Origin of the sequence: Nostoc sp. WHI, from assembly GCF_015714725.1 — a bacterium.
Lineage (GTDB): Bacteria > Cyanobacteriota > Cyanobacteriia > Cyanobacteriales > Nostocaceae > Nostoc.
Genome location: NZ_WBKM01000025.1, coordinates 25,599 through 31,598, shown reverse-complemented (window position 1 = coordinate 31,598; position 6,000 = coordinate 25,599). Strand labels below are relative to the sequence as shown.

General features: G+C 42.8%; 4 protein-coding genes. 2 read left to right on the top strand and 2 right to left on the bottom strand.

From position 1 onward, the window contains the following. Nucleotides 1-218: hypothetical protein (locus tag F8S12_RS40185; RefSeq protein ID WP_230967736.1), on the bottom strand; the 218-nt coding region annotated here is incomplete at its 3' end. A 354-nt stretch (nt 219-572) separates the two neighbouring features. Between F8S12_RS40185 and F8S12_RS02600 the strand changes: the two genes are divergently transcribed. Next, nucleotides 573-2,786 (top strand): phosphoketolase, encoded by a 2,214-nt coding sequence (locus tag F8S12_RS02600; protein ID WP_196514665.1) that lies wholly within the window; start codon nt 573-575, stop codon nt 2,784-2,786. A 547-nt stretch (nt 2,787-3,333) separates the two neighbouring features. Here the strand turns inward: F8S12_RS02600 and F8S12_RS02595 are convergent. Then, nucleotides 3,334-3,579, bottom strand: coding sequence for a hypothetical protein (locus F8S12_RS02595; RefSeq protein WP_196514664.1), 246 nt, complete (start codon nt 3,577-3,579; stop codon nt 3,334-3,336). A gap of 827 nt (nt 3,580-4,406) precedes the next feature. On the opposite strand from F8S12_RS02595, the gene F8S12_RS02590 reads away from it, so the two are divergent. Beyond that, entirely contained in the window at nt 4,407-5,666 is a 1,260-nt protein-coding gene (locus tag F8S12_RS02590; protein WP_196514663.1) for a calcium-binding protein, read from the top strand. The last annotated feature ends 334 nt before the right edge of the window (nt 5,667-6,000 follow it).

Sequence of the window (6,000 nt, the reverse complement as noted above, 5' to 3'; positions counted from 1 at the left end):
ATTACCCCCCTTAATCCCCCCTTGTAAAGGGGGGAAACCGGAAAATCTTGTTCCCTCCCCTTTGCAAGGGGAGGGTTAGGGTGGGGTAATTCGAGAACTGGTAGTGATTCGATAACTTGTGTGTACACCGTAGCCTTAGTAAGGAGAGGGATGTCCGCCAGGACAGGGTGAGGTTTTCCAAGGATTTCGGGTAATTCGATGACTTGTGTGTACACCATAGCTTTTTAAGGGGGGTTAGGGGGGATCTAAAAGTGCCTAAAGTCACAGCTAACTACTTTTCAAACAACCTCTAAGCACCGATTACAAACCTTTTTAATTATGAATTAGGTTAAGAAAGAACCTTTGATTTTGTATTAGTCCACCTCGGTGGACTTTGTTTGTGTAGCTGCGAATTCTATTGCCTTAGCTCTAAGTTGACTTAAATTAACTAAAATTTTGGTTGCGTGAGCATTTAAAGTACTTATTCTAACGTTGCAAAAAAGCAATAAACTGTTACAACCTCGAAGATGTAAAATTTTTGTTAAATTCAACGAGCATCTACAGTTTCACCTAATCGTCAAAAGGTACTCAGCATGACTGCAATTTCCCCAAAGGCATCTTCAGCGCTTCCCGATTTTTCTGAAGGAATTCAATATTTTGGTGAAGCTTTACCAGATTTTGAAACTTATGGTGCAACACCTGCTATAGAGTCGGGTAAAGTAGCGATCGCATCTTCCACAGATTCTACAGCTGTATATCAAACTTTACTTGCTGCCGATGCTCTCCGCTACCTGACTTTACAAGTTACCGCTAGTAAAGCTTCTGGGCATCCCGGCGGATTCGCTAGCCAAGCAGAAGCTTACGCATCTCTTGTCATGCTGGGATATAAAAACATTATCACCGAAGTTGGACACCACGCCCCTGGATTTTATAGTGCCATGTTCTTGGATCGTTCACTAGAGGATATGGGAATCTTTACAGTCCAACAATTGCGCGATCGCTTCCGAGAAAAGCATGGACTTTTAGGACACCTTTCTGGTTTCATTCCCGGTATTCTCGCACCTGCGGGGCCTTTGGGACAAGGACAACACTTTGCAATGGCGGCTGCACTGTTGCACAAAGATAAGTTATTCCCTTTTACAGTTGGTGATGGTGGATTGGGTGAGCCTTATATTGTAAGTGCGATCGCGCATTTCCATACTGCTTATCCTGCTGTCACAAACTTTTTACCGGTGCTGGTGTGGAACGGTTACAGCCAAGAACATCACAGTATGGTTTCCCTGAAAACCAACGAACAGATGCAAGCATATTGGCAAGGTAACGGTTTTGATGAAGTCGTGTTAGTGGATGCCAAGGATTTCGACGATCAAAACCAGCCAGGGGATTACGTTGATAGTACCGCCTTTTCCTTCGAGAAGCGCCTAGAATTTACTCAAGCAGTACTTTCCGGTGTAGATCAAGCGGCGCAATTTGCACTCAGTGGCAAACTTACCGTCTTCATTATTAAACAACTCAAAGGTGCAGGAGTCCACGCGCGGGGTGCAAAATCTCACAACCTCTATCCCAAAGATACGCTGGATGCGCCGCATATTATTGATGCATTGCAAACCCGTGCTTTATCTGCGGAAGCTTGGCAATTAGTGCGGACAAATGCAGAACGCGCTGGCGGTGGCCCAGCAGCAAAAACTGTGGTGACAGAATTTGAATTACCATTACCAGAATTAGGAGAATTACCTTTAGAAGAATATGCCGTTGGTGGTGAACCAAAAGTTTCTACAACCGCAATGGGACGATTAGTAGGAATAGTTGGAAATAAAGATCAAAATTTCCTCGTCACCAACGCCGATGGTAACGAAGCATCAGGAATTGCCAACATTAACCAAGCATTAAAGATTATCCACCCCACAACCGACGACTTATATAATCAAGCGCCAAATGGACAAGTTTATGAACCATTGAGTGAAGATGCTTGTGCCGGTTTAGCTGCGGGTTTAGCGTTAATGGGTGCACGAACTTTGTGGTGTTCCTACGAATCTTTTGCCATCAATGGATTACCAATTTGGCAAACTGTTACCCAAGCAATGGCAGAATTGCGCCGTCAAACTCCCTCGACTATTACTTTATTCACAGCTGGCGCATTAGAGCAAGGGCGCAACGGTTGGACTCACCAACGTCCAGAAATTGAAGCTTACTTTGCTTCGTTGATGCGAAATGGAAATGTTTTCCCATTATTTCCGCCTGATGCTAATAGTATTCAAGTCTGTTATGACTGGGCGTTGAAAACTAAAAATAAGGGAATTGTAATTACTGCAAGTAAATCGCCGTTGCCAATTCGCACAACTTTAGAACAAACTCGTCAAGGATTGCGCGATGGTGCGGTGCTATTGCATGAAGTTGCTGGGGATAAACAAGTTGTATTTGCTGTGATTGGCGATTTAACATTAATACCAGTATTTGAAGCTGCTGCTTTCTTGGAAACTGAAGGTATTGGCGTGAAGATTGTTACTGTAATTAATCCTCGGCAATTGTATCGTAGCCATGATACTGCGTGGGATAGTTGTTCTGAACCCGAAGGTGGTTTTTTGGATGATGCGAAATTTGGCGAATTATTTGATGGTGATGCGCTAATTGCTGTAACTGGTGGTGCGGCGGCGATGCTAGAACCAATTTTGTTAAGGAGTAACGCGAAACGTGATACTTTTGCGTGGAAGCGTGGGGAAACTACAGCGAGTGCTGGCGAGTTGATGGCGTTTAATGGATTGACTGCTGAAGCGTTGACAAAACGTGCGATCGCGTTAGTCCATTAAGGTTAAAATTGTTTCTACTTTTTATCGCATTTATACGTATAGAAACGCTGAAAATGGCGTTGGAATGCGTATATTTGCGTTTTTTTATTCAAGAGAACTTAGCAGACAGAAACAATGGGGGTAAATTTGCTGAAATCCGTTAACAAAAGCTGGTTTACGAGTCGCAAAAGTTAGTTTACGAGTCACAAAAGTTAGTTTACGAGTCACAAAAGTTAGTTTACGAGTCACAAAAGTTAGTTTACGAGTCACAAAAGTTAGTTTACGAGTCACAAAAGTTAGTTTACGAGTTGCAAAAATTGGTTTACAAGTTGCAAAAGCTGGTTTACAAGTCAGAAACTTAGTTTACAAGTCGCAAAACTTGATTTTTGAGCTAGAAGCGGGATACTTTTATCTGGAAGCGTGGGGAAATTACAGCATGACTGTGGAGACTTGAGGAAAAGTGCGATCGGGTTAGTCCACTAAGATACAAGTATTACCCCAACTTAGATATTACTAAATTGGGGTAAATTTTAAACACTTACTATTTTCAATAAAAACAAAATCATACTCATGTTGATAAGTGTTTTTCTATAAATTTGCGAAACTCTTCTGCCCTTGAGTTATCTGGACTATTTTTTTCGGTAAATATTTCTATTACATTACTATACGGTCTTAGTTTATCAATTTCTTCCTTTGATACTTTTTGAGATTGATTGTTTTGAGATTGATTGTATTTATACTCAAGAACAAAAAAGAATAACTGATAATTTTTAAAATTTAGAAAAAGCTTACTCCTCACTGCTTGCTTGGTCAAAGGCGTGTCCTCTAAAATGGCTGGGACTTAAGTACTCCAACTTGCAGCTATTATTTAGTGTAGCGAGAAATTTAGCTTTATCTATGCTATTGTAAAGCAATGATAAAGTATATATGAATTTCTTATAAAATATTAAATAATTGTCTTAACTGTCCTTCCATTTTTAACAGTAATACTAGAAAATACGAAAGTCTTAATCAACAGAGTCATGGAGGGTTGAGTCTGATGATTAAGCTAATCAAACACCCTCTAAGTAAGTCGGTACTACAAAACTCATGTATGTTTAGTTGTGTAAAAACTGTGGGAGTTTCCTGATAAAGATTTCTAGGGATTAGCCATAACTTTTTATTCTCAATAAGGATTGCGTAACAACCATATTCTCGTGCCTTATTGCGACTGAAGGTATGTTAATAAACAAAAGTCAATTTTGAAACTGTCTCTGTGACTGGGTTTCAAACACCTGAATCCTTACTAATTATCTTTGCATTTCTGCATTACCCAAAGGTACACAACTATTCCAAATCATATGATATTTAAATTTGAAATACTACGAAGTATGTTTGATGATTTTCTGCTAATTCTGATCACCAAAATTCTCACCAGAAATTGATTCCCCCTCTCTCCAAGAGGCTGTCAAGAAACAACTTTTACAATTTGCCGCCTAAAAAGCTTACTGAGAAAGCATTTTTAACTAAAAAGAAGGAACGTTGTTTCTTCACAAGCTCCAACGGAGAGAGGGGGAAAATGAATGGTGAGACTTGCAACACATGAGTTATATGGTTTATCAAGCACGTTCAATTGAACTAGCAAAATCAAGGATGTAGATTATGGCAATCAGAAATGGAACCGCAGACAAAGATACCCTTCAAGGTACTGCGAATGCGGACACGCTGCGCGGCTTTGCTGGCGATGACGAGTTATATGGCTTAGGGAGTGCTGACCTACTCTTAGGTGGACTTGATAAAGACACACTGTTTGGTGGTAATGGTGCTGACAGACTATTTGGAGATGCAGGTGAGGACTCCCTGTATGGTGAAGCTGGTAATGACACCCTAATTGGCGGCACGACCATTGACGATGCTCTGGATGGCAAAGACTTTCTTGATGGGGGTGCGGGTGCCGACTGGGTATATGGTGGCTTTGAGGATACTGCACAGGGCGGTGCTGGTAATGACACCGTAATTGGTGGCTTCGCTAATGATGTGCTGTACGGTGATGATACCGAAGGTACTATTTCTGGAGGTGCTGACTACATCGATGGCGCAGAGGGCAATGATACTCTCTATGGCGAAGCTGACAGCTTGGCTTCGGGTGGTGCTGATACCATCTTGGGTGGTGAAGGCGATGACACCCTCTTCGGCTATGCCGGTGATGACTCCCTGTTAGGTGGAGACGGTGTTGACTACCTTGATGGCGGCGACGGCAATGACGTTCTTGATGGTGGCGCAGGTACTAGCACCCTCTTGGGCGGTGCTGGCTTGGAAACCATCAGAGGCGGTATTGACGGTGACTTCATTGATGGTGGTGAGGGTGCTGACAACCTCAATGGACTTGGGGGGAATGACACCATCTACGGTGACTTCGATGCTGAAGAAAGTCTTGCTGGTAATGATGTCCTCAATGGCGGTGCTGGTAATGACTTCCTCGATGGTGGTGCTGGCGTTGACCGGGTTATCGGTGGGGCTGGTATTGACCTGATATTTGGCGGCGAAGACCCAGAAACTCAAACTGCGCGTGATACTTTGACTGGCGGGGCTGACACTGATTACTTCCAATTACTATTCACAGGCTTTGTGCCAGAGCCAATTGATCCGGGTGAGCCAATCGTAACTCCTCCGGCTGGCGACTGGATTACTGACTTCCAGGATGGTACTGACTTCTTCTTGCTTGAGGGTGTTGAATTTGAGGAGCTGTCGTTCCAGCGCATAAATCTAAGTGTTGGTGGTGTTGCTACGGCTAGTACTCGAATCTACGTTACTCCTGCAGCTGGCATTCCTATTTCTCAAGCCGAAACCTTAGGGGTTGTACAAGGTGTACTTCCAGGACGGTTCGACGCGTTAGATTTTGTTACTGATACCCCTGTCTAAGAAATGGGCAACTAGGCGGTGTACTTGGGTACCAGCCAAGTAACACACACCTAATAGTTACCCCAACCACGAAGAGTAGCTACAGAGTCTAGATAACTTGTTGAGCTACTCTTCGGATTAAGCCTTAACTATAGTCTTTTTATTTCCAAATACACGTAGGTTGGGCATTTGTCCTCCATAATCCGGATATGGTGTCCATTGTTCACTCTACGCTCTACTGCAATTACAGCACTTCCGGCAGCTATTAGGTACATTTTTAAAGCTGAAAGCTATGCTAGGAAAGGGCAAGTAGAAAAACTGTATTGCATAATAGCGGGAAGCGCTGTAAAACTTT

What these genes read in the sequence shown, in the direction of transcription:
- F8S12_RS02590 (WP_196514663.1), top strand. Translation starts at nt 4,407, where the DNA reads ATGGCAATCAGAAATGGAACCGCAGACAAAGATACCCTTCAAGGTACT.
- F8S12_RS02600 (WP_196514665.1), top strand. Translation starts at nt 573, where the DNA reads ATGACTGCAATTTCCCCAAAGGCATCTTCAGCGCTTCCCGATTTTTCT.